This is a genomic window from Paraliobacillus sp. PM-2 (assembly GCF_001368815.1).
Lineage (GTDB): Bacteria > Bacillota > Bacilli > Bacillales > Amphibacillaceae > Paraliobacillus.
This window is the reverse complement of sequence record NZ_CTEI01000002.1, coordinates 140,235-164,969: the sequence shown is the minus strand read 5'-3', so window position 1 is coordinate 164,969 and position 24,735 is coordinate 140,235. Positions and strand designations below refer to the sequence as shown.

Genomic DNA, 24,735 nt, shown 5'->3' with positions numbered 1-24,735 from the left:
CCTATGTCACAAGTTATTAAAGAATCGAAAGAAAAAATGTCACAAGCTGTTCAGTCTTTTTCCAAACAATTAGCGACTGTTCGTGCAGGTCGTGCTAACCCAGCTTTATTGAATAGCGTTTTTGTTGATTATTATGGAGCTGCAACACCTTTAAATCAATTAGCAACCATATCTGTTCCAGAAGCTCGATTACTATTAATTACTCCATTTGATAAGTCTTCTATTTCTGAAATCGAAAAAGCTATTCAAAAAGCAGATCTTGGACTTTCACCGTCAAGTGATGGAAATGTTGTACGAATTAACATCCCAGCATTAACAGAGGAACGTCGTAAGGAATTGGTGAAGGTTGTTGGTAAATATGCCGAAGAGTCAAAGGTACAAATAAGAAATATTCGTAGAGATGCTAATGATCAATTGAAAAAAGATCAAAAGAATGGTGATCTAACGGAAGATGATTTAAGAAGTTTTCAAGATGATGTACAAAAAGAAACGGATAAGCATATTTCAGAAATTGATTCTTTAGTAAAAGACAAAGAAGCTGAAATCATGGAAGTTTGATGTAGACTGTGCTTGTCTATAGTCATTAAAAATCGTGTCAAGAAAAAACAGAGGAGTTGTCTTAAGGCAGCTCCTCTGTTTTTTAATTAATTTGATTTTTATACTTTTTGTTAAATATTCAAATAGAATAAATTTTTATTGACAATCAATAAATAAATAACTAATATCAATAATATAATGTTATTAAATAAATAACGAGGTGATTATATGAGGAAAAGTTCTACATTCTTAAGATTGGTTGTCTATTTAATAGGGTTGGTTGTTCTAGCTTTATGTGTTCTTGTTTTACCGATGATTGGTATTAATATGGCAGATAGACCTGTATTAATGAAATGGATTGTTTACACGATGTTAATTGGTATGTACATATCAGCAGTGCCCTTTTTGATTGCACTCATTCAGGCGTTGAAACTCTTAACCTATATTGACAAAAACAAAGCTTTCTCTGTATTATCTGTCGATGCTTTAAAAGTAATAAAACATTGTGCACTCGCTATAAGTGGTGTATACACAATGCTGATCCCGCTTATATATATTATTGGTGAAAAAGATGACGCACCAGGTATCATTTTAATTGGATTAGTTATTATTTTTGCCTCATTTGTTATTGCGGTTTTTGCTTCTTTATTACAAAAATTATTAAGAAATGCTATCGATATTAAAATAGAAAATGACTTAACAGTGTGAGGTGAGGGTTGATGGCAATTATAATTAATATAGATGTGATGTTAGCAAAACGAAAAATGCGTGTTACAGAGCTTTCAGAAAAAGTAGGCATTACAATGGCCAACCTTTCAATTTTAAAAAATGGTAAGGCGAGGGCAATCAGATTTTCAACGTTAGAATCGATTTGTAAAGCTTTAGATTGTCAGCCGGGAGATATTATTGAATACGTTTCTAATGATGATAGTAGTAATGAATTTACTGAAAAAAATAATGACAGCAGTAACTGAGCGTATCAATATACGCATTTATTAAATTTAACATTTTCTAGCTGCTGCACATAAAATTTATGAATAATTTTATGTGCAATGTAATCAAAAATTATCTTGTTCATGAAGTAATTTGATTGATATAATATTTGCTAGTGCTTCACAGTGAATTACATGGTAAACTGATAAAAGGTAATAATCGCTTAGCTTAGGATTTAAATACTGGAGGATTAAAAGACACATGCTTAGACTACCATTTTTAAATAAAATGAAAAATAAAAATAAAGAACAAACACATACACTAGATACGATATATAATGTACCTGAACATATAGCAATCATTATGGATGGAAATGGAAGGTGGGCAAAAAAACGAGGATTACCTCGTTTAGCGGGGCATAAACAAGGTATGGACAATGTTCGAGATATTGTTCGTGTAGCTAATAAACACGGGGTGAAAATACTCACTTTATATGCGTTTTCTACAGAAAATTGGAAACGCCCAAAGAGTGAAGTAGATTATATTCTAAAGCTGCCAAAAGAATTTATACATATTTATTTACCAGAATTAATTGAAGAAAACGTACAGATAAAAACAATCGGTGCCTTTGATTTGTTACCAATGCATACACAAGAAGCGGTGAATGAAGCAAAAAAACGAACGGAAAAAAATGATGGTTTGATTTTAAATATAGCGTTAAATTATGGGAGCAGGCACGAAATTATTCAAGCGATTCAACAAATAACGAAAGATGTGCAAGCAAATACTTTAACTCTTGATGCGCTTGATGAACAATTACTTTCTAAGTATTTATATACGAAAGATCTAATAGATCCTGATTTGGTCATACGAACAAGCGGAGAACAACGCCTGAGTAATTTTCTATTGTGGCAAGTAGCATATGCTGAGTTTTGGTTTACCGATGTATACTGGCCAGACTTTAATGAAACTGTTTTTGAAAAGGCGTTAAGTGATTACCAGAATCGAAAACGAAGATTTGGTGGGCTTTCGAATAATAAATCGAATAAAGAATAGGTGTGAAGAAATGAAGCAAAGAATTATTACTGCAATTATAGCCATTTTATTGTTTTTTCCTTTTGTATTTATAGGGGGCATTCCCTTTTATTTTATTATGTACCTAATAGGTTCTATTGGTTTAATTGAGTTGTTGCATATGAGAAAAATGACAAGTTATCCAATTCCAATGTTATTTACTCTTGTATTATTATGGATTTTAATTCTACCAACTGGTGACCAACTCTTTAATCAAATTGGTACAAATAAATCTGAATTAACATTGTTTATTGTGCTTATTTTATTAGGATATACTGTTCTGGTTAAAAATAAATTCACTTTTGAAGACGCCGGTTTTCTAGTATTATCAGCTATTTATGTTGGACTAGGTTTTTATTATTTTATGGAAACACAGGCGTTTGGATTACAATATATTTTTTATGGTATAGTAGTTATCCTTGCAACCGACACTGGCGCGTATTTTTTTGGACGGGCATTTGGAAAACACAAACTTTGGCCGGAAATTAGTCCCAACAAGACGATAGAGGGTGCGGTTGGCGGAATTATCTTAGCTTGCTTAGTTGCAATAATTTTTCAATTCTTTGCACCAGTACACACTTCTATGATTGTTGTTATTGTTGTTACCATTTTTGCTAGTGCTTGTGGACAAATTGGTGATTTGGTTGAATCAGCGTTCAAACGTTATTATAATGTAAAGGACTCGGGAAATCTTTTGCCTGGTCATGGTGGAATATTAGATCGTTTTGATAGTTGGTTATTTGTTTTTCCATTTTTGCATTTTATTCAATTTGTCTCATAGAATCAGATAGGAGTGTACCAGAAAACCTCATTGAAAAGGATTGCAAGATCATAAAGCAATTAACTATCAAGAACTTGAAAAGATTGCTACTTATGTGAAATAAGTTAAAATAGGTTATAATATAAGAATAATTGATAGCTTTTTAATGAAGTAAAGGAGCGTGCTAGTATTGAATACTATTATTGCATTCATTTTAATGTTCGGATTGCTTGTGTTTGTTCATGAATTTGGACATTTTATTTTTGCTAAAAAAACAGGGATGCTTGTTAGAGAGTTTGCTATCGGATTTGGACCTAAAGTCTTTTCCATAAAGAAAAGTGAAACGTTATACACCATTAGACTATTACCTATGGGTGGGTATGTACGTGTAGCTGGTGAAGATCCGGAAATAATTGAGATAAAAGCTGGTCAACATATTGGTTTGGAATTCACTGATGAAGGTACAGTTTCTAAAATTATTGTTAATAATAAAACGAAGCACCCGAATGCACAAGTTATTGAGGTAGAAAAAGCTGACTTAGAGCATGACCTCTTCATCAGAGGCTATGATATTGGTGAAGACGAGTTACTTACTTTTACTATTGAACCAACAGCAGACTTTGTAATGAATGAAACGGAGACACAAATTGCTCCTTATGATCGACAATTTTCTGCAAAAACAAAACGACAACGTGCAATGCAACTGTTTGCCGGCCCGATGATGAACTTTGTTTTAACGATTGTTATATTTGCTATCTTGGGATTTACACAAGGTGTGCCATCTGAAGAAGCAAGATTAGCTTCTATTCAAGACAATAGTCCCGCTGATCAAGCAGGCTTTCAATCAGGTGATGAAATAATAAAAATAAATAACCAGTCTATTTCTAGGTGGACGGAGTTCCAAGAGATTGTTCGAGCTAATCCAGAAGAAACATTGGAAATGACTGTACTGCGGAATGGTAATCAAGAAACATTATCGGTTACACCTCGTTCGATTGAAGGTCCAGAAGGAAATGTTGGTCAATTAGGAGTAATGCAAAGTTTAGATAGTTCATCATGGCGTGCAATACCACATAGTTTCAGTCAAACATATGAGTATTCAAAATTAATTGTTGTCAATTTAGGTAAATTAGTAACTGGGCAGTTCTCTATTGATATGCTTTCTGGTCCGGTAGGTATATATGATGCAACAGATCAAGTTGTCCAAACTGGTTTTATTAATTTTATGACATGGACTGCAATTCTAAGTGTAAACTTAGGAATTATTAACCTGCTACCTTTACCTGCATTGGATGGCGGGAGATTATTATTCGTTGGTATCGAAGCGGTTAGAGGGAAACCAATGTCCCCTGAAAAGGAAGGGATTGTTCATTTTATAGGTTTTGCATTACTAATGTTGTTAATGATTGTTGTTACTTGGAACGATATTCAACGATTATTTTTATAATTATCTTGTTTTTGTGACAATGGATAAAAAAATTTAAACAAAATAACAATAAACAGCTGTTTACAGATAAGCGTATTTCTATATCTTATAGCGGTTATCTCATAATGAGTTTTTGTTTATTGTAAGAATTGGTAAAGAAAGGTTAGATAATATGCGACAAAGTCAAGCTTTTATTCCTACACTAAAAGAAGTACCTGCTGATGCAGATATAGTCAGCCATCAACTATTACTCCGAGCCGGTTTTATTCGACAAACTGCCTCGGGTATTTATAGCTTTCTTCCTTTAGGAAAGAAAGTATTACAACATATAGAAGCGATCATTCGAGAAGAAATGGATGCAACTGGAGCAAATGAAATGTTAATGCCAGCTCTACAACCTGCTGAACTATGGCATCAAACAGAAAGATGGGATGCATTTGGTCCGGAATTAATGCGGATGAAAGATCGCCATGATCGTTCATTTGCACTAGGTGCTACGCATGAAGAAGTAATTACTAGCTTGGTAAAGGATGAATTGAACAGCTACAAGAAATTACCTCTAACATTATATCAAATTCAAACGAAGTACCGTGATGAAAAACGTCCTCGATTCGGATTATTAAGAGGAAGAGAATTTGTAATGAAAGATGCTTATTCTTTCCACGATTCTTATGAAAGTCTTGATCAAGCTTATGAGCTAATGTATCAAGCTTATTCTAATATTTTCTCACGCTTAGGTTTGAACTTTAGAGCAGTGATCGCTGATTCAGGCGCGATGGGTGGTAAGGATACACATGAATTCATGGCATTATCTGAAGTGGGGGAAGATGTGATAGCATTTTCAGATACTTCGTCCTATGCAGCTAATATAGAAATGGCTCCTTCAATGGATCAATATACTGAGTCGCAGGAAACCATGCTACCATTAGATAAATTAGCTACACCAAATCAAAAAACGATGCAAGAAGTTGCAGATTTTCTAGGTCATTCACTGGAACAAGGGTTAAAGACGTTGCTATTTAAAATAGATCAATCCTTTGTGTTAGTAGTTACTAGAGGAGATCATGAGGTAAATGATATTAAGTTGAAGCATCTTTATCAAGCATCTACAGTGGAGTTAGCCACTGAAGAAGATGCTACAAACTTGTTTCATGCGGGATTTGGTTCATTGGGCCCTATCCATTGTTCTAGTGACGTAGAGATTATTGCAGATTATGGCGTTCGTTATGTTCGTAATGCTACTTGTGGTGCAAATGAAGATGGCTATCATTATGTTAATGTCAACCCTGAACGTGATTTTAAAGTAACACAATTTGCTGACCTTCGCTTTGTTAAAGAAGGTGACCCTTCTCCTGATGGAAGTGGGAAACTTCAGTTTGCTAGAGGAATTGAAATTGGACAAGTCTTTAAACTAGGTTCTTTTTATGCAGAAAAGCTAGGTGCTAATTTCTTAAATGAACAAGGTAAAGCAAAGACATTAATTATGGGTTGCTATGGTATTGGGGTATCAAGGACATTAGCAGCGATTGTGGAGCAATATCATGATGAAAAAGGTATGGTATGGCCTAAACAACTCGCACCTTTCCAAGTGCATTTGTTAGTGATGAACAGTAAAAAAGAAGACCAAGTAGAGGTAGCTGATCACTTGTATCAAGCGTTACGAGCAAAAGGAATTGACGTATTATATGATGATCGTTCGGAGCGTGCAGGTGTTAAGTTTGCTGATAGTGACTTGATTGGTATTCCTATTCGTATAACTGTTGGTAAACGTGCAAGCGAAGGTTATGTGGAATGCAAAATAAGAGAGAACGGTGAACAATCAGAACATCAACAATCTGAGGTGATTGATCATATTCAATCTTTGTTAGTTTAGAAAGAATGTATCAAAATAGATTAAACATTTTGTCAAGAGGAAAACTGTAGTTTCATAGGTGATAAGCACCCTTGTCTTTTGTGACATGGGTGTTTATTCGTCATCACACAACAAAATGCATTCAGGGTTCTGGATTCATAGGGGGAAAGAATATGTCCATATCCAGTAACGAGAAAATGGATCTTTTATTAGAACAAATTGATTTAGGCAATCCCGATAAAACATTTTTTATTGGTAGTAAGCTAACCAAATTAGAAGTGTATAAGAACGAAAAGCAATGGCATTTTCACATAAACATTCCTAAAGTACTACCTGCTAAAGTCTATCAATTATTTTATTTGAAACTTCAAGAAACTTTTGCTCATATTGCCTTTGTCCAATTAACATTATATGCAGATGACTTAACAATGTCAGCGGAAGAAATTTGTGCTTATTGGAGACAATTTATCACATCAACAAAAAATCTTTCACCTGCTTACCACGATCTTATCCATAATCAGGAGCCTGTAGTAGAAGGAAATACACTGAAGTTAGTTGCAAGAAATGAAGCAGAGGCAAATGCGCTAAAGAAACGGTTAGAACCCGCATTTCAATTGTATTGCAAAAAAATTGGCTCTAAAAGTTTTGTTTTAAAAATTGAATCAAAAACAGAAATAGAAGACATACAAAAGTTTAGAGAGAAAACAGCACTTGAAGATCAACAAATTGTACAAAAAGCAGTAAAAGAAAAAGAAGAAAGAGCGAAGAAAGAAGAGAAAAATCAAAGCAATCAACCATTAATACTTGGTTATCCAATTAATGATGAACCAGCGCAAATGAAAGAAATTGTTGAAGAAGAAAGACGAATAACAATGCAAGGTTATGTTTTTGATGTAGATGTTCGAGAATTAAGATCTGGCAGACATTTGCTCATTTTAAAAGTAACGGATTATACGGACTCATTTACATTAAAAATGTTTTCCAAAGGTGAACAAGATGCAGAGAACTTTAAACGAGCTACCAAAGGAATGTGGATAAAGGCTCGAGGGACGATTCAAACGGATACATTCAGTAATGAATTGACGATGATGATGAATGACCTAAATGAAATAAAGGCCAAAACGCGCGAAGATAAAGCGCCTGCTGATCAAAAAAGAGTAGAATTACATGCACACACAACAATGAGTCAAATGGATGCTGTTGTATCTGCTTCTAAATTAATTGAACAAGCAGCTAAATGGGGCCATCCAGCAATTGCTATTACGGATCATGCTGTTGCTCAGTCCTATCCAGAAGCTTATTCTGCTAGTCAAAAGCATGGGGTGAAAGTTATTTATGGTGTTGAAGCGAATATCGTGGATGATGGCGTTCCAATTGCTTATAATGAACAAGATATTGATCTATCAACTGCAACCTATGTAGTGTTTGATGTGGAAACAACCGGTTTATCTGCTGTATACGATACAATCATTGAATTGGCCGCTGTAAAAGTGAAAGATGGTAATATTGTTGATCGATTTGAGTCGTTTGCCAATCCTCACCATCCATTATCTCAAACAACGATTGATCTAACTGGAATCACAGATGATATGGTAAATAACGCTCCAGAAGTAGATGAAGTGCTGCATGATTTCCACCAATGGATTGGTTCAGATATTTTAGTTGCACATAATGCTAGTTTTGATATGGGTTTCTTAAATCAAGGGTTTGAAAAGGCTGGTATAGCTAAATCAACCAACCCGGTGATTGATACGTTGGAGCTTGCGCGGTTTCTATTACCGAATTTAAAAAATCATCGTCTAAATACATTATGTAAAAAGTTTGATATTGAATTAACACAACATCACCGTGCAATTTATGATGCAGAAGCGACAGGTTATTTACTATGGAAGTTAATTAAAGAAGCAAAAGAACGAAATATTGACAATCATAATCAATTTAACCTCCATATGGGTGAAGGGAATGCATATCAACGCGCAAGACCATTTCATGTAACACTACTTGCCCAAAATGATGTAGGACTGAAAAATATATATAAACTTGTTTCGCTAGCACATATTGATTATTTCTATCGTGTTCCACGGATACCAAGGTCTAAGTTACAAGCGTACCGAGAAGGTGTGTTAGTAGGTTCTGGTTGTGATAAAGGTGAATTATTTGAAACAATGATGCAAAAATCACAAGCAGAAGCTGAAAAGGTCGCTTCTTTTTATGATTATATAGAAGTACAGCCACCGGCAAATTATTATCCACTAATCGAACGTGAATTAGTACAGAACGAAGCACAAATTCTAGATATAATTCATAATTTAGTTGAGCTTGCAGGTAAGTTGAATAAACCTTGTGTTGCAACTGGAAATGTCCACTACCTTGAAGCACAAGATAAAATGTATCGTAAGATTCTTATTAAGTCTCAAAGTGGAAATCCATTAAGCCGTCAGTCATTACCGGATGTGCCATTTCGGACAACGGATCAAATGATAGAGTGCTTTTCTTTTCTGGGAGACGAAAAGGCACAAGAAATAGTGGTAACTAATACACAAACTATAGCAAATGAAATAAATGCAATTAAACCAGTAAAAGAAGATTTATATACGCCAAACATAGATGGTGCAGAAGAAGAAATTAGAGAAATGAGCTATAACTTTGCAAGAAGTATCTATGGAGAAGCGTTACCAGAAGTCGTGGAAAATAGAATAGAAAAAGAACTAAAAAGTATTATTGGACACGGTTTTGCGGTTATTTATTTGATTTCACACAAATTGGTAAAGAAATCTTTGGATGATGGCTATTTAGTAGGATCCCGTGGTTCTGTTGGCTCGTCTTTAATTGCGACGCTAACTGAAATTACAGAGGTAAATCCCTTACCACCACATTATGTTTGTCCAAACTGTCAGTATCATGAGTTTTTCACAGATGGTTCAGTAGGAAGTGGGTTTGATTTACCTGATAAAAAATGTCCTCAATGTGGAGAAGAATTTAGAAAAGATGGTCAAGATATTCCCTTTGAGACATTTTTGGGTTTTAAAGGTGATAAAGTACCTGATATTGATTTGAATTTTTCAGGTGAATACCAACCTAAAGCGCATAATTATACAAAAATTTTATTTGGAGAAGATAAGGTTTATCGTGCTGGTACAATTGGGACTGTTGCAGAGAAAACAGCTTATGGCTATGTTAAAGGCTATGCAAGTGATCATCAACTACAGATAAAAAATGTCGAAGTAGATCGTTTAGTTCAAGGATGTACAGGAGTAAAGCGAACAACTGGTCAACATCCAGGAGGTATTATTGTTGTTCCGGATGACAAGGAGATTTATGATTTTACTCCAATTCAGTATCCAGCAGATGATCGAAATTCGGAGTGGAAAACAACACATTTTGATTTCCATTCGATTCATGATAACTTATTAAAATTAGATATTTTAGGACACGATGATCCGACAGTTATTCGTATGCTACAAGATTTAAGCGGTATTGACCCTAAAACAATCCCTACAGATGATGATGAAGTAATGAAGATATTCTCTGGACCTGAAGTATTAGGTGTTACTTCTGAAGAAATCATGTGTAAAACAGGTACATTAGGTGTTCCTGAATTTGGTACACGATTTGTAAGACAGATGTTAGAGGATACGAAGCCAAAAACCTTTGCTGAATTAGTTATTATTTCAGGTCTTTCTCATGGTACAGATGTATGGGTAGGAAATGCTAAGGATTTGATAGATGATGGAATATGCGAATTACCTGATGTAATCGGTTGTCGAGATGATATTATGGTATATCTCATGCATAAAGGATTAGATGCATCTTTAGCTTTTAAAATTATGGAATTCGTTCGTAAAGGGAAAGGCCTACAAGATGAATGGATTGTTGAAATGAAGAAGCATGATGTACCAGACTGGTATATTGATTCATGTAAAAAAATAAAATATATGTTCCCTAAAGCACATGCGGCTGCTTATGTTCTTATGGCTATTCGAATTGCGTATTTCAAGGTTCATCATCCTATACTATTCTACGCTGCTTACTTTTCTGTTCGTGCAGATGATTTTGAATTAGATACAATGATTAAAGGTGGCGAAACCATTAAAAAACGAATGGAAGAAATTCTGACAAAAGGTCACGATGCCTCACCAAAAGAAAAAAGTTTATTAACGGTATTGGAACTATCCTTGGAGATGAATAAAAGAGGATTTACTTTTCAGAAAGTAGACTTATATCGTTCAAGTGCAACAGACTTCTTAGTTGAGGGTAACACATTAATTCCACCATTTAATGCAGTAGATGGTTTAGGGACAAACGCAGCTTTAAATATTGTTAAAGCCCGTGAACAAGGTGAATTTCTATCAAAAGAAGACTTAAGAGAAAGAAGTAGAATTTCAAAAACGGTTTTAGAGTATTTAGATGATCATGGTTGTTTAGATGGAATGGAAGAAAAGAATCAACTATCTTTATTTTAAATACTAATTTACAGGCATTATTTGCATAATAACGTAGAATATGCTATAGTAAATAGTGTTACGAAAAGATACGTTAAAGAAAGAGTGGGGAAACCCACTCTTTTGTTCGACATATAATGTCTTTGATATTGTATGTGCAAGTATTGAAAGTAAAGTACGACAAGCCATGATCTTAGTTAGAAAGTAGTGTTCCCTTGCCGATTGATGGCAAGGGTTTTATAATTCTACAATTGTATTAATGAAAAAAATGAAAAAAGCGTAAACTGATTAGTAAATAATAAAGTTAAAACGATTGCACTAGGTAACACTACGAAAATAAATCTACATATTAAAGGAGGTAACGATAATGGGTTTGAAAGTGACTGAGAAAACAAGAGAAATTGTTGAACCAATATTAGATAAAATGAACCTTGAACTTGTTGATATTGAATTTGAAAAAGAAGGAAAAAACTGGTTTTTGCGTGTGTTCATTGATAAATCTGATGGTGTAGACATTGAAGAGTGCGGCATCGTATCAGAACAATTAAGTGAACAGTTAGATCAAGAGGATCCTGTTTCTGTACCCTATTATCTAGAAGTGTCTTCGCCAGGGGCTGAAAGGCCACTAAAAAAAGAACAAGACTTTAAAGATAATATTGGCAAAACAATATTTATATCTTTATATGAGCCCTATGAAGGCGCAAAAACATTTGAAGGTGAATTAATCGGATATGATGGAACGTTTGTTACAATAGAAATAAAAGTAAAAACACGTAAGAAACAAGTACAAATTCCATATAAAAAAATTGCAAAGGCTCGTTTAGCAGTTACATTTAATTAAAGGGGGAAGAGTAGTGAGTAGTGAGCTTTTTGATGCCATTCAGTATTTGGAAAAAGAGAAAGGGATTAACAAAGAGGTTTTAATGGAAGCGTTAGAGGCCGCTTTAATATCCGCTTACAAAAAGAATTTTAAATCTGCAACAAATGTGCGTGTTGATTTGAATGAGGAAACAGGAAGTATGCATGTATTTTCACGCAAAGAAATTGTGGAAGAAGTGGAAGATAGCCAACAACAAATTGGATTGGAAGAAGCAAAAGAAATAAATCCTAATTATGAAATTGGCGATGTGATTGAATTAGAAGTAACGCCAAGAGATTTTGGTCGAATCGCAGCGCAAGCCGCAAAACAAGTAGTTACACAGCGTGTACGTGAAGCGGAGCGAGGTGTTATTTTCAATGAATATATTGACCGTGAAGAAGATATTATGAATGGTATTATTCAACGAGTCGATCCACGTTTTGTTTACATTAATTTAGGTAAAGTCGAAGCTAAGTTACCTGAAGGCGAAAAGATGCCAACAGAAACCTACAATGTGCATGATCGTATCAAGGTGTTTGTTACAAAAGTAGAGAATACAAACAAAGGGCCTCAAATTTTTGTTTCTCGTTCTCACCCAGGTTTATTAAAACGACTATTTGAGATGGAAGTTCCAGAAATTTACGAAGGAATTGTAGAAATTCGTTCCGTAGCAAGAGAAGCGGGAGACCGATCCAAAATATCTGTGCATGCACCAGATCCAGACATTGATCCAGTTGGCTCATGTGTTGGTCAGCGTGGACAACGCGTTCAAACCATTGTAGACGAATTAAAAGGTGAAAAAATTGACATTGTTGAGTGGTCTGAAGATCCGGTTGTTTATGTTTCTAACGCACTTAGTCCTTCTAAAGTTCTTACAGTACTGGTAGATGAAGAAGAAAAAGCAACAACAGTAATCGTACCAGATAATCAATTATCACTGGCTATTGGAAAACGTGGTCAAAACGCACGCCTAGCTGCTAGATTAACTGGATGGAAAATTGATATTAAAAGTGAATCAGAAGCAAAAAAAGTTGGTCTGATTTCTGAACATGTCAATTCAAATGTTGAGTTAGAGGATTCACTATTTGATACAGGTGAAGATTTATTTGATTAAGGGGGAATAAGTCATGCCAAAAAAGAATAAAAAAATACCTCTTCGAAAATGTGTAATTACACAGGAAATGAAGCCGAAACAATCATTAGTTCGAATTGTTCGTACAAAAGAAGGTGACGTTTTTGTTGACCCTTCTGGTAAAAAAAATGGGCGTGGAACATATATCTCCAAGGACATAGGTGTTGTTCAACAGGCGAGAAAATCAAATGTCCTTGATCGTCAATTACAGACAACAATTGATGATTCAATCTATCAACAATTAGAACGTGTAATAGAAGGTAAAGACATTGATTAGAAACCAAGCATATTTGAACTTATTAGGATTAGCTTATCGTGCAAAGAAGATTACGGTAGGAGAAGAGTCGATTATACGAGATATTCAAAAAGGAAAAGCAAAATTAGTTCTACTTGCTAGTGATATTGGTCCGCAAACAAAAAAGAAGTTAATGGATAAATGTCATTTTTATAAAGTACCTATTCGTACAGTAGACGATCGAGATATGATCTCTTATGCGATTGGAAAAAATGGAAGAGTGGCTATTGCTATCAATGATGACGGTTTTGCTACTAAACTGAACTCGTTACTCGATTAAATAAATTCGGGGGTGAATGTATGAGTAAAATACGTATATATGAGTACGCAAAAGAAATGAAAGTAGCTAGCAAAGAAGTTATTAATAAGCTGAAAGATTTAAATATAGAAGTGTCAAACCACATGTCTACTATCACAATGGAAACAAAGGAAAAGTTAGACGGATTTTTTAATAATAACAATAAAGAAACGGCTCCACAAAATCAAAAGGCAGCAGGTGAAACTAAAATAGAAACTGAACAAAAGGGAAAATCAAAAAAACATTCTAATAAAAATAAGAAAAAACAAAGTAAGAAAAAACAATCAACAAATCAAATGTCTAATAAACAAAATCAACCAAATCAAACGAAGCAAAGTAATCAGCAAGATGTATCAAGAATCACTTACACAGGATCATTAACTGTTGGAGAATTGGCTGAAAAATTAGGTAAAGATACCAGTGAACTGATCAAGAAATTAATGTTTTTAGGTGTTATGGCAACGAAGAATCAAGAGCTGGATAAGGATTCAATTGAACTGATTTGTGAAGAATATGGCGTTACAGCAGTAAAAGAAGTAGAAGTGGATGAATCAGACCTTGATCAATATATTGCTACAGAAGATCATGAGAATGACGTTATCGAACGTCCGGCAGTAGTTACTATCATGGGTCACGTTGACCATGGTAAAACAACGTTACTAGATTCTATTAGGCACACAAAAGTAACGGAAGGCGAAGCTGGTGGAATTACACAACATATTGGTGCCTATCAAATTGAAAACAATAATAAAAAGATCACATTTCTTGATACCCCAGGACACGCAGCTTTCACGAGCATGCGTTCTAGAGGAGCACAAGTTACAGATATTGCGATTTTAGTAGTAGCTGCTGATGACGGTGTAATGCCACAAACGATTGAAGCAATTAATCATGCAAAGGCTGCAGAAGTTCCAATTATTGTTGCTGTGAATAAAATGGACAAAGAAGGAGCAAATCCTGATCGAGTAATGCAGGAATTAACAGAGCATGAACTCATTCCTGAAGATTGGGGAGGTAGTACTATATTTGTTCAACTATCTGCCGTGAAGGGTGAAGGTATTGAAGACTTAATTGAAATGATCCAATTAGTAGCAGAAGTTGAAGAGTTAAAAGCAAATCCTGATCGTCATGCAGTTGGTACAGTTATCGAAGCAGAGTTAGATAAAGGACGCGGATCAGTTGCTACATTACTTGTTCAAAACGGGACGTTACATGTCGGTGATCCAATTGTAGTTGGTAATACATTTGGCCGCGTAAGAGCAATGGTTAATGATCTTGGTCGACGTGTAAAAGTAGCTGGACCGTCAACTCCTGTTGAAATTACTGGCTTAAATGATGTTCCACAGGCTGGTGATCGCTTTGTAGTATTTGAAGATGAGAAAAAAGCCCGTAGCATAGGAGAAAATCGTCAGCAACGTCAATTAGAAGCACGACGTGGTGATCAAGCAAAAGTAAGTTTAGATGATTTATTTGAACAAATTAAGCAAGGTGAAATTAAAGATATAAACTTAATTTTAAAAGCAGATGTGCAAGGATCTGCAGAAGCACTTGCTTCATCATTAGAAAAAATTGATGTCGAAGGTGTGAAAGTTAATATTATTCATACGGGTGTTGGTGCGATTACAGAATCAGATATTATTTTAGCTTCTGCTTCGAATGCAATTGTAATAGGGTTTAATGTGCGTCCAGATGTAAATGCTAAAAAAGCTGCTGAGTCTGAAAATGTAGATGTCCGCTTACACCGAATCATTTACAAAGTAATGGAAGAGATTGAAGCAGCGATGAAAGGGATGCTTGATCCAGAATACGAAGAAAAAATTATTGGTCAAGCTGAAGTTCGAGAGACTTTCAAGGTGTCAAAAATCGGAACAATTGCCGGAAGCTATGTAACAGATGGTAAGATCACCAGAAATGCAGGTGTCCGTATTATTCGTGACGGTATAGTCATTTTTGAAGGTGAAATTGATACACTTAAACGTTATAAAGATGATGTGAAAGAAGTAGCACAAAATTATGAATGTGGTATTACGATTGAGAATTTCAATGATATTAAAGAAGGTGATGTCATCGAAGCCTTTGTTATGGAAGAAATTAGTCGTACATGATTATATATGCAGAAGTAAGTTGTTTTATTTATGATACACATTCATTAAAAGAGAAACGTTCTGTAACCAAACGAATCATCCATCGTATCCAGAATAATTTTAATGTCTCCATAAGTGAAATCGCTTATCAGGAACTGTGGCAAAAAACGATGTTTGGTATTGTAACGATCTCAAATGAAAAAGTGCAAGCGGAAAGATTATTAGATCAGTGTCTTGGTTTCATTGATTCTTTTCCAGAGATCGAACGGACAATAACAGAAAAACAGTGGCTTTAAATGTTTCAATCATAAGAGGTGATTTTTATGAATCATATGAGAGCAAATCGCGTCGCAGAGCAAATGAAAAAAGAGCTGGGAGATATTATTAGCCGAAAAATAAAAGATCCTCGTGTTGGCTTTGTAACAATTACAGATGTGGAAGTGACAGGGGATTTACAACAAGCAAAGATTTTCATTTCTGTGTTAGGCGATGATAAACAAAAACAAGAATCCTTAGTTGGATTAGCGAAAGCAAAAGGTTTTATTCGGTCGGAAATTGGTAGTAGAATTCGATTACGTAAAGTTCCTGAATTGTTTTTTGAATTTGATGAAGCGATTGAAAAAGGAAATCGAATTGAACATATACTGCGCGATTTAGACAATAAAGATCAATAATATTTACTTCACAAAGCCCTTGTTCTATAATGATACAAGGGTTTTGTTTATGCGGACACAGAAGTATAGAATCTAAAAAAATTTAGAATAAGTACATTTAGGCATTACTAGTTCCTAAAGACTGGAGCGAGCCAAACTTTCCTTAAAAAGATAAAGTATAAAAAGCATATTAACTTTTGTTTTAAGAATCGACGTCTAGCTCCATTGTCCGATGTATCAAAACTGCTTACTATCTTGTTCTATTTAAAAAGTACCAATCAATGGAGGCTATAAAATGGACGGTATTATCCCATTATGGAAAGAAAAAGGTAAAACATCGCATGATTGTGTTATGGAATTGAGACGTATCTGTCAAACAAAGAAAGTAGGACATACAGGAACATTAGATCCTGAAGTAGAGGGTGTTTTACCTATTTGTATTAATCAAGCGACAAAGATTGTACCTTTTTTAACAGATACTAAAAAAACATATCAAGCCCAAGTAACCCTTGGTTATACAACAGATACAGAGGACTCTACAGGTGAAACGATAACCAAAAAACCAGTTAATGAAATGATATCAGAACAAGAAATTAATACTGTTTTGCAATCTTTTGTTGGAAACATTACACAGGTCGTTCCACTATATTCTGCTGTAAAGGTGAATGGTAGGAAACTATATGAATATGCACGCAACAATATTCCTGTAAATCGACCATCGAGACAAGTATGGATTGAATCTATTACATATATCCCAAACACCATTAAAGCTGATAATGGTCTTTTTCATTTTTCCTTTGAGGTGAATTGCTCTAAGGGAACTTATATTCGTACGTTGTGTGTTGATCTTGGGGAAGCACTAGGATACCCTGCACATATGTCTGCACTAGTTCGAACAAAAACGGGTGGATTTTCACAGGAACATGCAGTTACAATAGCAGAAGTGAAAGAAAAAAAAGCACAAAATGAATTATCTCGATTACTATTTCCGATTTCATATGGTGTAAAACACCTCGCTAGATATGAGGTAGATAGAGAAACATCCTTAAAAGTTGCCAACGGTCAAAAACTACCTAAACCAACATCTATAGCAACAGATAAACCATTTCGTGTAGAGTATCAAGACAATTTATTAGCTATTTATCAAAAACATCCAAACAATGAAAATGAAATTAAACCGGTTCGCGTATTTCAGTAATAAAAGAAAGTAGGTAATTATGTTGCAAGTTATTTCGTTATGCTATCCACAACATTTACAAAAAATCAAACAAGAGGAAGCTGTTGCGGCAATTGGATTTTTTGATGGTATTCACAAAGGCCATCAAAAGGTGATAAAAGAAGCGCAAGTGCTTGCAAAACAACAAAATAGAAAAAGTGCTGTTATTACTTTTTCCCCCCATCCTTCTGTTGTTTTAAACAATAACAAACAAGATGTTCATTATTTAACACCCTTATCGGAGAAGCAATCTATTTTAGCTGATATGGGCATTGACCTTTTATATATTATTGCGTTTGATCATACATTGTCACAGTTGTCACCAAAAGCATTTATTGACCATTTTATTATAGGGCTTAATATTAAACATTTAGTAACCGGATTTGATTTCACTTATGGGCATAAAGGAAAAGGGAACATACATACATTGGCAGCAGATGCTGCAGGGTGTTTTGAAATCACTGTAATTGATAAATTGGAAAACGAAAATGAGAAAGTGAGTTCGACGAGGATTCGGGAATTATTGGTTCAAGGGAATGTGGAAAAAGTCACCGAATTAATGGATAGGCCGCTTACTACTTCTGGTACAGTGATCGAAGGGGAGAAGCGCGGAAGGACGATTGGGTATCCGACAGCTAATATTGATCCTGATCAAGCCTATGCTATACCTAAAGCTGCTGTTTATGGTGTGAAAGTATGGGTGAAGGAACATTGTGTTTATGGTATGGCAAATATCGGATACAAACCAACGTTTCATGATAAAAATGAAAGTAGCCAACTAACTGTTGAAGTTCACCTGTTTGATTTTAATCAAGCAATATATGGTGAACAAGTGAAGATTGAATGGCGTGTTTTTATTAGAGAAGAGCAAAAATTCACAGGTATTGATGCCTTAATTAATCAACTAAAGCAAGATGAACAACGCATTCGACAATTCTTTTCATTAATTACAGATTAATACTTGCATTTTTAATTAAAAAGATGTAATCTAAGTTACGGAAACCATCTACTTGGCAATACGAGTCTCCGCCGTTTGCTAGGAGATTGGGGTTTTACAATAGTTATAGGAGGTGAAAAAGGATGGCAATCACTCAAGAACGTAAAAACGAACTCATCAACGAATTCAAGACACATGATAACGATACTGGATCTGCAGAGGTTCAAATCGCTGTCCTAACAGAAGAAATCACTAATTTGAATGAGCATCTTCGTTTCCACAAGAAAGATCACCATTCACGTCGTGGTTTGTTAAAAATGGTTGGTAAACGTCGTAATCTTTTAAATTACCTACGTAATAAAGACGTTACACGTTACCGCGAATTAATTAAAAAACTTGGATTACGCCGATAATCTACATTAAAGCGGGAATATTCCCGCTTTTTCTGTATGTTTAGAATTATTTTTTTGGTAAAATATAATAGTGAAACAATTTATAAAAAAGCACTTGCACAATGGGTACACACATAGTGGCTGGCTATCATAACTATGATCCTTTCGCTCGATTCTGATCAAACGGTTGAAAATATCCTTTCAACCGTTTGATCAGGATGGAGCATAGTAATAAATTTGATGCAAAAGGATAAAAACTAATAATGGATATGATAGTATTAAGCCTCTTATTAAAAATAAAATTGTGAAAGTGGTATTTGAGAGGGGTCAAGAAACATGGTTTCAGAAAAAAGAGTATTTACAACAGAAATTTCTGGTAAGCCATTCTCCGTTGAAGTTGGCGAACTAGCAAAACAAGCAAATGGAGCATGTATGGTACAGTATGGCGATACATCTGTACTAGCCACAGCAACTGGTTCTAAGGAGCCGAAAGATTTACCATTTTTCCCACTGACAGTTAATTATGAAGAAAGATTATATGCTGTAGGTAAAATTCCAGGTGGGTTTATCAAACGTGAAGGTAGACCGAGTGAAAAAGCAGTATTAACTTCTCGACTTATCGACAGACCTATTCGGCCTTTATTCCCTGATGGGTACCGAAACGATGTACAAGTAATTAGTATGGTTATGAGTGTTGATCAAAACGCACCATCAGAAATTGCAGCTATGATTGGGTCGTCAATTGCACTGAGTATCTCAGATATTCCGTTTGGAGGTCCAATTGCGGGAGTGATTGTTGGACGTGTAGATGGAGAATTTATTATCAATCCTTCTACAGAACAAAGAGAAAAAAGTGATATTGATCTATCTGTTGCAGGTACAAAAGATGCGATTAATATGGTAGAAGCTGGTGCAAGTGAAGTATCTGAAGAAGTAATGCTCGAAGCAATTATGTTTGGTCATGAAGAAATTAAACGATTAGTTGCTTTCCAAGAAGAAATTATTGAAGCTGTCGGAAAAGAAAAGATGGAAGTAAAACTATTTACTTTAGATGAAGAAATTAGTAAAGCAGTAGAAAAACAGGCATATGATAAGTTAGTATCAGCTATTCAAGTTCAAGAAAAACATGCTCGAGAAGAAGCAATTGATCAAGTTAAAAATGAAGTTGTAGCATTTTACGAAGAAAATGATGCAGACGAAGAAACACTTGGACAAGTTAAAGCAGTACTAGATAAAATGGTAAAAGAAGAAGTTCGTCGATTAATTACAAAAGAGAAAATTCGTCCAGATGGAAGAAAAATAGACGAAATACGACCATTGTCTTCTCGTATTGGTCTTTTACCTCGTACACATGGATCTGGTTTGTTCACGCGTGGCCAAACACAAGCCTTAAGTGTTTGTACACTAGGTGCTCTAGGTGACGTGCAGATTCTTGATGGGTTAGATTTGGAAGAGTCAAAACGTTTTATGCATCATTACAATTTCCCTTCTTTTAGTGTTGGTGAAACAGGACCAATCAGAGGGCCAGGTCGAAGAGAAATTGGACATGGTGCGTTAGGTGAACGTGCTTTAGAAAAAGTCATTCCTTCTGAAACAGATTTTCCTTATACCATTAGACTTGTCTCAGAGGTATTAGAATCAAATGGTTCCACCTCGCAAGCAAGTATCTGTGCAAGTACGTTAGCGATGATGGATGCTGGTGTGCCAATCAAATCACCTGTAGCTGGTATTGCAATGGGACTTGTTAAATCTGGTACAGATTATTCTATTTTGAGTGATATTCAAGGTATGGAAGATTTCCTAGGAGATATGGACTTTAAGGTTGCTGGTACTGCAAATGGTGTCACAGCACTTCAAATGGATATAAAAATTGAGGGTCTATCTAGAGAAATTTTAGAAGAAGCTTTATCGCAAGCTAAAAAAGGTCGTATGCATATTCTTAATCATATGTTAGAAACGATCAAAGAACCAAAAGAAGAGTTATCTACGTATGCACCTAAAATCTTAACAATGAGCATTAACCCAGATAAAATTAGAGATGTTATTGGACCAAGTGGTAAACAGATCAATAAAATTATTGAAGAGACTGGTGTAAAAATAGATATTGAACAAGATGGAAGTGTATTTATTTCGTCAACGGATAATGAAATGAATAAAAAAGCGAAAAAAGTAATTGAAGATATTGTCCGTGAAGTTGAAGTAGGACAATTATATCTTGCAACCGTTAAACGCATTGAAAAATTTGGTGCTTTTGTGGAACTGTTTAAAGGAAGAGAAGGACTAGTTCACATTTCAGAAATGGCTCCAGAACGAATTAATAAAGTAGAAGATGTTGTTTCTATTGGAGATCAGATTATGGTTAAAGTAAAAGAAATTGATCGTCAAGGCCGGATTAATTTGTCTAGAAAAGCCGTTCTGCTGGAAGAAAAAGAAAATAAAGAAAGCAAATAATAATTGAAAAGAAACTGGTTTTCCAGTTTCTTTTCTTACTTATTATTCATTTGAAAGGAGTAAAGCGTTGATACATAGATATGAGTGTACAAATGGTTTACGTATTGTGTTAGAGTCAATCCCAACTGTACGATCTGTAACAATTGGTATTTGGGTAAGAACAGGTTCTAGAGATGAGACAAGCACGAACAACGGTATTTCTCATTTCTTAGAACACATGTTTTTTAAAGGAACAAAAAAAAGATCAGCCAAAGATATAGCTGAATCCTTTGACGCAATAGGTGGGCAAGTAAACGCGTTTACATCAAAGGAATATACTTGCTATTATGCGAAAGTGCTAGATACACACAAAAATGTTGCAATTGATCTTTTATCCGATATGTTCTTTCATTCAACATTTGATGAAAGTGAACTTGAAAAAGAAAAGAATGTTGTCTTAGAAGAAATAAGAATGGCAGAAGATACACCAGATGATATTGTTCATGATTTATTAGCTGAAGCTTCATACGGTAAACATTCATTAAGTTATCCTATATTAGGAGAGGAAGAAACAATACAGTCATTCACTCGTAAAGATTTGATAGAATATAAACAAGCACATTATACTCCTAACAATATTGTTATTTCTGTAGCGGGTAATGTAGAAGAATCGTTTATTAGTGATGTGGAGCAACTGTTTAATCAGTTTGATAATGAGAACAAATCAAAAATATTGGTAAAACCAAAGTTTGAACCCATTCAATTGACAAGACAAAAGCAAACCGAGCAAGCCCATCTTTGTCTTGGTTATCGAGGACTACCTATTGAGGATAAAGATATATTTAGTTTGATTATTGTAAATAACGTATTAGGTGGTAGTATGAGTTCTAGATTGTTTCAAGAGATTCGTGAAGAACGAGGGCTAGCTTATTCCGTTTTCTCCTACCATAGTTCTTTCTTAGATGATGGGCTATTAACCATTTATGCTGGTACGGGTAAACAATATTTGTCAACACTTCAAGAAACCATTCAACAAACCATTTCAGATTTTGTTACAAATGGTTTAACAGAAAAAGAATTGATCAATAGTAAAGAACAACTAAAAGGAAACTTATTGCTTGGTTTAGAAAGTACCAATAGTCGAATGAGTAGGAATGGGAAAAATGAGTTAATGCTTGGTAGACATAGAAGCTTAGATGAATTAACAGCTGAAATTGATCAAGTAAATGACGTATCAACAAATCGGATATTGAATCAAATATTTAATGAAAATTATTCAACCGCATTAATTTGTCCATAACAGGTAATTTGATCGGCATAGATCTCTATTCTTTATCATACGCTAATGATAGGAAAGGGAGGATTCTGCATGCGATATCGTGACTTAAGTAGTAAAGAAATTGTTGACATTCAAACTGGTACAAGGCTAGGAGTGCTTGGACAAACAGATATAGAGCTGGATGAAAAAACAGGGGAAATCGTTGCATTTATTATCCCTAACTATAGTTGGTTTGGTATGAAAAAAGAAGATGTGAATTTACGCATTAAATGGTCTGATATAGAAAAAATCGGTGAAGATATGATCATGATACGACAAACACCTATTTCGAAATAGTTACTTTATAAATGATGACGTTTATCTTTTGATTACGTTAAAAAGCTGTTTAAAAGATTCTTTCTTTTAAACAGCTTTTTTCATACAGTGATCTAGGCTGTTAATCACGATAACAAACAAAGGAATGGAGGGAAGCTTAAATAATTAAAAGATAGTGCAATGCTGCACTAGGTACCTGTACCTTCACTTTGAGGGATCTGACTCATATGATATAACGAAAAATGTGTTATTTTTATAAAAGAAGAGGTGGACATATGGATCAATTTCATATTGCAATATTGGGTGGCGACGCTAGATATCTTGATATGATAAAAAAATTATCAGAAAATAAACAACTGACAATGGAATTAGTTGGATTTGAGCAATTAAATCAGGGATTTACTGGTGTGAAACAAACAGACTTTTTTTCGTTAGAAGTTGAGAAACTAGATGTGGTCATTTTACCTATACCTGGGATAGATGAAAATGGTGTGATAGATGCTGTCTTTTCAAATGACAAGATTCACCTGTCTGAGAGCTGGTTTTCAAGGCTCCCGGAACACTGTGTTGTATTTACTGGTATAACAACACCTTATTTAGAAGCAGTAAAAACGAAAAACAATCTTAACTTAATTCCTTTGATGAATAGAGATGATGTTGCAATATATAATTCAATACCAACTGCTGAAGGTGCAATCATGCTTGCAATCCAAAACACTAATTTTACCATCCACCAATCTACTGTTTTAGTATTAGGTTTTGGTAGAGTAGGTATGAGTGTAGCAAATAAATTTAAAGCTTTAGGTGCAAAGGTCATTGTCGGCGCGAGAAAAACTGCCGATATGGCGAGGATAAATGAGATGGGAATGGGCTATTTTCACATGGATGACTTAGCTGCATATACTGGGCAGTGTGATATTCTTATTAACACTATACCAGTAAAAGTAGTGACAGCACCTGTATTAAATCCATTAAAGCTAAATGCATTAATTATTGATTTGGCTTCAAAACCAGGTGGGGTTGATTTTGATTATGCCAAGCAGAGAGGAATGAAAGTAATTCATGCATTAGGACTTCCAGGAGTGGTAGCACCTAAAACAGCAGGAGAAATACTCGCGAATATCATAAGCCAACTTATATTCACACAGAAAAATTAAAGAAAGGGAGAATTATTTGTGTTGAAAGGGAAAAAAATTGGTTTTGGTATAACAGGCTCACATTGCACGTATGCAGCGGTATTACCTCAAATTGAACAATTAATTAATCTTGGTGCCGAAATTGTACCTGTAGTATCAGATACGGTGCAGAATACAGATACAAGATTCGGTAAAGCGGAAGATTTACTTGATAAAATAAAAGAGATAACAGGTAGAGATCCAATTCGAACTATCGTAGATGCTGAACCATTAGGACCAGTGGAACCGCTTGATTGTATGGTTATTGCTCCATTAACAGGTAATTCAATGAGCAGGCTCGCTAATGCCATATCTGATTCACCGGTGTTAATGGCAACGAAAGCGACCATGCGAAATGGTAGTCCAGTCGTGTTGGCAGTTTCGACAAATGATGCATTAGGGCTAAATGGCGTTAATCTTATGCGTTTAATGGCAACAAAGCTTATTTATTTTGTACCATTTGGTCAAGATGACCCTGTCAAAAAGCCAAATTCTTTAGTAGCTGACATGACAATGATTCCAGAAACAATAGATCAAGCGTTAACGTTTAATCAATTACAACCGGTTTTAATTAATAGAGTATAAATATAAGATTCAGTTGTTGAATTACTTTTTTCCCCTATTCTATGTTAAAATAATGATTACA

Annotated in this window: 23 protein-coding genes; all 23 read left to right on the top strand. The window is 34.8% G+C overall.

All coding sequences use genetic code 11. From position 1 onward, the window contains the following. Positions 1–3 precede the first annotated feature (3 nt). The 23 genes from frr (at position 4) to BN1058_RS09470 (ending at position 24,674) form a co-directional block, all read left to right on the top strand. Positions 4–558: a ribosome recycling factor gene (gene frr, locus BN1058_RS09580; protein WP_090856567.1), complete on the top strand. Its 555-nt coding sequence runs from the start codon at positions 4–6 to the stop codon at positions 556–558. A 207-nt stretch (positions 559–765) separates the two neighbouring features. Beyond that, positions 766–1,245, top strand: coding sequence for a DUF2975 domain-containing protein (locus tag BN1058_RS09575; RefSeq protein ID WP_090856563.1), 480 nt, complete (start codon positions 766–768; stop codon positions 1,243–1,245). An 11-nt stretch (positions 1,246–1,256) separates the two neighbouring features. Further along, on the top strand, positions 1,257–1,511 hold the full coding sequence (locus BN1058_RS09570; RefSeq protein WP_090856560.1) for a helix-turn-helix domain-containing protein: 255 nt from the start codon (positions 1,257–1,259) through the stop codon (positions 1,509–1,511). A gap of 220 nt (positions 1,512–1,731) precedes the next feature. After that, positions 1,732–2,526, top strand: coding sequence for an isoprenyl transferase (locus BN1058_RS09565; RefSeq protein WP_090856557.1), 795 nt, complete (start codon positions 1,732–1,734; stop codon positions 2,524–2,526). Between the two features lie 10 nt (positions 2,527–2,536). Then, positions 2,537–3,325 (top strand): phosphatidate cytidylyltransferase, encoded by a 789-nt coding sequence (locus tag BN1058_RS09560; RefSeq protein ID WP_090856554.1) that lies wholly within the window; start codon positions 2,537–2,539, stop codon positions 3,323–3,325. Between the two features lie 169 nt (positions 3,326–3,494). After that, on the top strand, positions 3,495–4,751 hold the full coding sequence (gene rseP, locus BN1058_RS09555; RefSeq protein ID WP_090856552.1) for an RIP metalloprotease RseP: 1,257 nt from the start codon (positions 3,495–3,497) through the stop codon (positions 4,749–4,751). Positions 4,752–4,902: 151 nt separating this feature from the next. After that, positions 4,903–6,603, top strand: a complete 1,701-nt coding sequence (locus tag BN1058_RS09550) for a proline--tRNA ligase (RefSeq protein ID WP_090856550.1) — start codon at positions 4,903–4,905, stop codon at positions 6,601–6,603. Positions 6,604–6,755: 152 nt separating this feature from the next. After that, positions 6,756–11,045 (top strand): PolC-type DNA polymerase III, encoded by a 4,290-nt coding sequence (locus BN1058_RS09545; RefSeq protein WP_090856547.1) that lies wholly within the window; start codon positions 6,756–6,758, stop codon positions 11,043–11,045. 346 nt (positions 11,046–11,391) lie between these two features. Continuing rightward, entirely contained in the window at positions 11,392–11,865 is a 474-nt protein-coding gene (gene rimP / locus BN1058_RS09540) for a ribosome maturation factor RimP (RefSeq protein ID WP_090856544.1), read from the top strand. Between the two features lie 13 nt (positions 11,866–11,878). Beyond that, positions 11,879–12,997 (top strand): transcription termination factor NusA, encoded by a 1,119-nt coding sequence (nusA, locus tag BN1058_RS09535; protein WP_090856541.1) that lies wholly within the window; start codon positions 11,879–11,881, stop codon positions 12,995–12,997. Between the two features lie 13 nt (positions 12,998–13,010). Beyond that, the gene (gene rnpM, locus BN1058_RS09530) at positions 13,011–13,292 is read left to right on the top strand and encodes an RNase P modulator RnpM (RefSeq protein ID WP_090856537.1); all 282 of its coding nucleotides are present in this window, start codon (positions 13,011–13,013) and stop codon (positions 13,290–13,292) included. Beyond that, complete coding sequence (locus BN1058_RS09525; RefSeq protein ID WP_090856535.1) at positions 13,285–13,590, top strand: YlxQ family RNA-binding protein; 306 nt, start codon at positions 13,285–13,287, stop codon at positions 13,588–13,590. Before rnpM ends, BN1058_RS09525 begins: the two co-directional genes overlap by 8 nt. A gap of 20 nt (positions 13,591–13,610) precedes the next feature. Next, entirely contained in the window at positions 13,611–15,713 is a 2,103-nt protein-coding gene (gene infB, locus BN1058_RS09520) for a translation initiation factor IF-2 (RefSeq protein ID WP_090856532.1), read from the top strand. Beyond that, a complete protein-coding gene (locus BN1058_RS09515; protein WP_090856529.1) occupies positions 15,710–15,988 on the top strand; it encodes a DUF503 domain-containing protein in 279 nt (92 codons plus the stop codon). Before infB ends, BN1058_RS09515 begins: the two co-directional genes overlap by 4 nt. Before the next feature lie 27 nt (positions 15,989–16,015). Further along, a complete protein-coding gene (gene rbfA / locus BN1058_RS09510; protein ID WP_090856526.1) occupies positions 16,016–16,366 on the top strand; it encodes a 30S ribosome-binding factor RbfA in 351 nt (116 codons plus the stop codon). Positions 16,367–16,640: 274 nt separating this feature from the next. Beyond that, positions 16,641–17,543 (top strand): tRNA pseudouridine(55) synthase TruB, encoded by a 903-nt coding sequence (truB, locus tag BN1058_RS09505; RefSeq protein ID WP_090856523.1) that lies wholly within the window; start codon positions 16,641–16,643, stop codon positions 17,541–17,543. Positions 17,544–17,562: 19 nt separating this feature from the next. Next, a complete protein-coding gene (gene ribF, locus BN1058_RS09500; RefSeq protein WP_090856519.1) occupies positions 17,563–18,519 on the top strand; it encodes a riboflavin biosynthesis protein RibF in 957 nt (318 codons plus the stop codon). 122 nt (positions 18,520–18,641) lie between these two features. After that, positions 18,642–18,911 carry a 30S ribosomal protein S15 gene (rpsO, locus tag BN1058_RS09495; protein WP_090856516.1) on the top strand — a complete coding sequence of 90 codons (270 nt, stop codon included), beginning with the start codon at positions 18,642–18,644 and terminating at the stop codon, positions 18,909–18,911. 315 nt (positions 18,912–19,226) lie between these two features. Continuing rightward, the gene (gene pnp, locus BN1058_RS09490) at positions 19,227–21,341 is read left to right on the top strand and encodes a polyribonucleotide nucleotidyltransferase (protein ID WP_090856513.1); all 2,115 of its coding nucleotides are present in this window, start codon (positions 19,227–19,229) and stop codon (positions 21,339–21,341) included. Positions 21,342–21,408: 67 nt separating this feature from the next. Beyond that, a complete protein-coding gene (locus BN1058_RS09485) occupies positions 21,409–22,620 on the top strand; it encodes a M16 family metallopeptidase (protein ID WP_090856509.1) in 1,212 nt (403 codons plus the stop codon). A gap of 69 nt (positions 22,621–22,689) precedes the next feature. After that, entirely contained in the window at positions 22,690–22,935 is a 246-nt protein-coding gene (locus BN1058_RS09480) for a YlmC/YmxH family sporulation protein (RefSeq protein WP_090856505.1), read from the top strand. Positions 22,936–23,189: 254 nt separating this feature from the next. After that, positions 23,190–24,071 (top strand): dipicolinic acid synthetase subunit A, encoded by an 882-nt coding sequence (gene dpaA, locus BN1058_RS09475; RefSeq protein ID WP_090856502.1) that lies wholly within the window; start codon positions 23,190–23,192, stop codon positions 24,069–24,071. An 18-nt stretch (positions 24,072–24,089) separates the two neighbouring features. Next, positions 24,090–24,674 carry a dipicolinate synthase subunit B gene (locus BN1058_RS09470; protein ID WP_090856499.1) on the top strand — a complete coding sequence of 195 codons (585 nt, stop codon included), beginning with the start codon at positions 24,090–24,092 and terminating at the stop codon, positions 24,672–24,674. Positions 24,675–24,735 lie beyond the last annotated feature (61 nt).